4 protein-coding genes are annotated in these 4,955 nt (G+C 43.8%); 2 read left to right on the top strand and 2 right to left on the bottom strand.

All coding sequences use genetic code 11. From position 1 onward, the window contains the following. The first annotated feature begins 261 nt into the window (after nucleotides 1-261). Entirely contained in the window at nucleotides 262-1,137 is an 876-nt protein-coding gene (locus IEY53_RS34560) for a MerR family transcriptional regulator (protein WP_189032847.1), read from the top strand. Between the two features lie 488 nt (nucleotides 1,138-1,625). Next, the gene (gene yidC, locus IEY53_RS34555; protein WP_189032845.1) at nucleotides 1,626-2,468 is read left to right on the top strand and encodes a membrane protein insertase YidC; all 843 of its coding nucleotides are present in this window, start codon (nucleotides 1,626-1,628) and stop codon (nucleotides 2,466-2,468) included. Between the two features lie 516 nt (nucleotides 2,469-2,984). Here the strand turns inward: yidC and IEY53_RS34550 are convergent. Further along, complete coding sequence (locus IEY53_RS34550) at nucleotides 2,985-3,224, bottom strand: hypothetical protein (protein WP_189032843.1); 240 nt, start codon at nucleotides 3,222-3,224, stop codon at nucleotides 2,985-2,987. Between the two features lie 236 nt (nucleotides 3,225-3,460). Beyond that, nucleotides 3,461-4,585 (bottom strand): ATP-binding protein, encoded by a 1,125-nt coding sequence (locus tag IEY53_RS34545; protein ID WP_189032841.1) that lies wholly within the window; start codon nucleotides 4,583-4,585, stop codon nucleotides 3,461-3,463. Nucleotides 4,586-4,955 lie beyond the last annotated feature (370 nt).

Here is a 4,955-nt window from a genome sequence, read left to right as displayed (position 1 = left end):
TACAGAGGCGCTCTTTTTTGTTCAAAGTCTAAATTATTCATTCTACAGGAATTCTAACGGAGAACGATACTTGAACGGTTGCTACAAGCAACCGTTTATTAAGTTAACGGGCAGTTATGTCTAGAAGAGAATATAATTTAATCGCTTATAAAAAGATCCATCGCACTAGGGATAAGGAACGCCGGTAAATTTAAAAAAACTTCTTGAAGTTGTCGCTGCGTTAAGTGTTACCATTAAGATGAGCTCGGAGGGGAGGGTATTATGAACAGATCTGTAACCATAAACAAAATGTCTGAGCAGATGGGGCTGACGAGCCGCACCTTGCGCCACTGGGAGTCCGAAGGGTTATTCAGGAGCGAACGGGACCCGTCCTCTGGATGGCGGGTATATGATGAGAATGCGATCTTAAGCATCCGTATTATTGCGCTATTGCGTAAATTTGATATTCCGCTTAAGGAAATAAAGACTGTGATTGCAAACATAAATGCTTTAAAACTATATACGGTTATCAATAATAGAATATTAGCACTTGAGGCGCAAAAAGAGGAGATTATACGCTATCAAAATCGACTGGAAAGGATTTTGAAGTATCTTCGGCTACAAGACAGTAATTCATGTATGGACAAAATTCTTGCTGAGATGGAGGCAGTCTATATGGATAATCGTATTGAAAATAAAATGTATAAAATCGTCAACCTTCCACCGATGAGAGTTGCATATCATATCTCCGTTAGCACCTCTCCAGAGGATGAGGCGATGACTCCTGTTATGGAATGGATTCTATCGTCAAATTTAGAGGGAACGGCCCGGTTTTTCGGGGGTAACGTGAAGCCCTTCCCAGGACGAATCGGTGCTCCATATGGATATGGGATGTGTACAACGATCCCTGAAAGTATCCATGTCCCTAAGCATCTAAAGGAAATGGTGTTGCCCGGAGGTCTTTACGCTATGATGGAGAGTAGCGATGATGTAGGAGAGTCTTGGAAGATTTTAATGAAGGGTTTGACAGAAGACGACAAGTACCATTCGGATCGATCAAGGCTGTGTTTAGAAGAACATATTCGAAATGAAAGCTCAGCTAGTAGTGGAGGTATGTTATATCATTTAAATTTGTTAGAGCCCGTGAAGTTGAAATAAATCTGGTACGACTAAGACGGTAGAAATGTTCGGAAAGTCAGGGAGAAAAAGTTAAGCTAACGGAGAACGATAGCACTATGACAATAGGCAGCCGAGATCATCGGCTGCCTGTTCAGCTAACGGGCAGGTTAGTGAAACCACACAGTTTTTCTAACGTATAATCATTATTCAAATTTTCCCAATATGGCTCATGTAGAGGTGAACTTGACTGGAGCATTTTTATGACTTGGTTCAATTGGCATTCTCGATCGCTCTCATCTCTTCCTTAGTGTTACTTCCATTCACCTATTTTTCTTTACAAGAGATACACTGGGGTCATGAAATTGCTGCAGCCGGTTCAACTTGGTTTGTGGCTGTCAGACTGTCGCAACCCAACAGCATTCAGCGGTGGATAGTACGTATCGCCAGACGAAGAGAAGCACCTGATGAAAACGACAATGGTCCTTCCCCACATTGATATTCCATACTTTCAATTAGGGAGGACAACGATGAAAAAGATTTTGTTGCTCCAAAAATGGGCCAAGCCCATTCTCGTCATGTTGATTGGAGTTATTCCGATCATTGTGCTCAGCGGGTGTTCGACAGCATCCCAATCAAACTCGATTAATGCCGATTCATCAGGGATATTTAACCACTTTTTTATTTATCCATTTTCGATCTTGATCAAATTCTTCGCGTATGCATTTCACGGAAACTACGGATTATCGATCGTGCTGATGACTTTCATCATCAGACTTGCGATCATGCCGCTCATGATGAATCAAACCAAGAAACAAATGGACATGAAAGAAAAGATGGCCGTCCTCCAGCCGGAGTTAACTGCACTTAAGGAGAAGTATAAGAACGACGTCAGTGCGGATGCAAAAAAACAACAGCAAGTCGAGATGATGCAGCTCTACCAGAAGCATCAATTTAATCCCTTAAACATGGGGTGTTTACCGATGCTTCTCCAATGGCCGATCACCCTCGCATTTTACTACGCCATTCGTCGTACCCCAGAGATTGCAGCTCACGATTTTCTGTGGTTTAGCTTGGGGAAAATAGATATGATTTTGCCGCTTATTGCCGCTGCGGTGTATTACGTTCAGTTCCGCGTGTCTCAATCCGTTTCAGCGCAGTATCAGCAAAATCAAAATAACCAAATGGCTTTCATCGGATTGTTGTCACCGATCATGATGGGTGTATTTTCTTTTGAGATGCCCGCCGCGTTACCATTATATTGGGCGGTTGGCGGTATATTCATTATCGTGCAAACGATCATACTCAATAAAATGTACACGAAGCCAAATGTAGCGAGTAAAAACCTACCTACCGGTGTAGAAGATTTATAGAATTGAACCAGTCATAAAACAATACTAAATACAAGGCATCTGAGGCGCGACCTCAGATGCTCTGTTTTTTATGTTGGCGGCTCGTTAACGGGGAACATAGTTCAACATAATGAGAAAAATGAAAGGGCCATCCCACAAAAGGATGGCCCTAAAACTTGCCGTTACAGACAGCGCAGGGAACCGTACCCTAAATAAGGGCAAGTTTTTTTGCGGAATTCCTTGCGGGGCGTGGATTTGTATATATGTGTGTAGGTTTCGGGCTATGGTAACGCTGAAAAGGTGCATAGGGCTATCGTATTTTGAGTGGAACATCCTCGTCACATCCCACGGAAGGAAGCGGGTTTCATGTACGGAGGAGGCTCCCCGAGGCTGGGAAAGAAAAGTGTCAGAAGTGTCGATGCTGGCAGTGAATGCGCTTCTGACGGTACTTTCGCTTAGCAGAAAGAGATGCCCTAGATCACGATTGTGAAGGGCGAGATGTGCTTGTGTCTGGTCGAATTCCAGTTCAATGCTCTTTCAGCCATTGTTCCACCTCCTCTCGTGCGCCCCGGTCTGCGTGAAGAACGTCATCAGGTAGTCGTTGTCGTACAGCACCGCAATTTTGTACGCCTGGAGTCCTTCGACTATGTCGAGCAGTTCGACGTACTCTGGGCAACTACAGAGCAAACCACCACAATCCCGGGCTAGCCCGACGGTGCCAAGGTCGCGGACATTGTCTCCTGCTTCGAAAAGGACGATGTAGCCATACTTGTCCAAGCAAAAGTTGTTCCTAACTTCATCCTCCAGTTCAGCCCTTAGTTGCAGAAAATAGTCTTCGATCTGATCCAGTAGTGCCACCGGAAGTGCACTAGCACGGCGAAGGACGTCAAAGTCCTCTTAGGTCTTGAATATTCTCATTCTTTATCACTCCTAAAAACGAAAAATGGCCCCTCAAATTGAGGGGCCTCATAGATATAATATATGCTTTTCATTCTTGCTGTTTCAGGTACGGGTTATGCCCAATCTTCGTAGAAGTGAACTGATAGTTCGGGATAATTTGAAGAAATTTCGGGGACACGTTTAGCTACAATATTTTTATCAAAGACGGAACCGAATATCTCTTTGTCTGGTAGAAAAGTAACGCTTGTTCCCGTTTCCTTTGTAACTCCTACAGTTAATAAACCAGACTGTGGTATACCATGCTTATAATCTTGCCTGAAGACTTTTCCTTCCCGACGAACTTCAATTGAAAGCTTTTGTGAGAGTGCATTAACAACCGCAATGTTAATACCCTTTACACCACCTGGAGCAACAAAAGAGTCGCTGGTGCTATAATGGCCCAGTTCAGTAAGAACGGCCTGCACACGAGATTTATCTGTGTTCGGAAGGAATTGAACAGGGATTCCACGTCCGTTGTCAGATACCGTTATGCTGCCATCACTTTGAAGAAAAATGCCCACTTCGCTACAGAAGCCTGCTTGATGCTCTAGAATTGAATTTTCTATCACTGCCCAGAGAAGATGGTGCGGGTCGTAGCCATCCTGAGGTGTACCTAAATAAGCACTAGCGTTGTTTCTGGTTTCCGCCAATTCCATGTAGTCACTTGTATCAAGTAAATCGGAGGTGGCAGCTAGTAACAAGAGAAGCGGAAGTGCTCGGTGGGAGGGTAGAGAGTACATCCCGCCTCTTTCTTCCTGGACAAGGAGGTCAGCTCCAAGCAATGCCTTAATGTGATGATAAAGTTGTCCGGTTGTCCCCATGTTTAAACGTTCAACAAGTTCTGAACCAGAAAGGGGTTCTTTCAATACAGATCTAAGAATGTCTAAGCGCTGTTTGTGACCAAGTGCGGCTAACACTTTGGCTACTTTGTCACCATCTAAATCAAGCAGTTGGTCTACGCGTCTTTCTTGCGGTTCCCATCTGTACCGCCACTTCTCTCCACGGTACTGCCCCGAATAAAAGATACCACCCAGTTCTCCTTCTTCGTTGTTCATTTCGATTAACACCGTACTCTTATCAACCGTCTTAGTTCGAGATACTTTTGGGGTGTTACCGCATGCGATTTGGCTAACGAGTTGTTGGAGATCGTTCAGTTGTGCTTTTAGAGTATCCAATTCTGATCCAAAGTCTCTAGACACTGTCAAAGAGATCACCTACCCTGAATTATTTAAAAACGTAGTTACGTAACTACGTATATATTATCATACAGCGAACTGATTGTAAATATCCCCCAAAACAAAAAACCGTGGTTTAACACGGTTTACTTTGGTGCATGAAAAAAACTTGCCGTTACAGACAGCGCGGAGAACCGTATCATAAATAACGGTTAAGCTCCCTCGAAATGATTTAGTTTTCTCACGCAGGCTCATGAATTCGCAGGATTTCACCTTTAGTTAAGTGTGAGATAAGAAGGAAACAGAGGAGGAGGTGGCTTGGAACAACTGTAAAGGCATGCAAGAATAAAGGTGAGCGTACATCACCCAATTTGTTCCATATCCTGCACGTCTC

It is taken from the genome of Paenibacillus albidus, from assembly GCF_014644435.1.
Classification (GTDB): Bacteria; Bacillota; Bacilli; order Paenibacillales; family Paenibacillaceae; genus Paenibacillus_AQ; species Paenibacillus_AQ albidus.
This window is presented reverse-complemented; position numbering and strand designations above follow the sequence as displayed.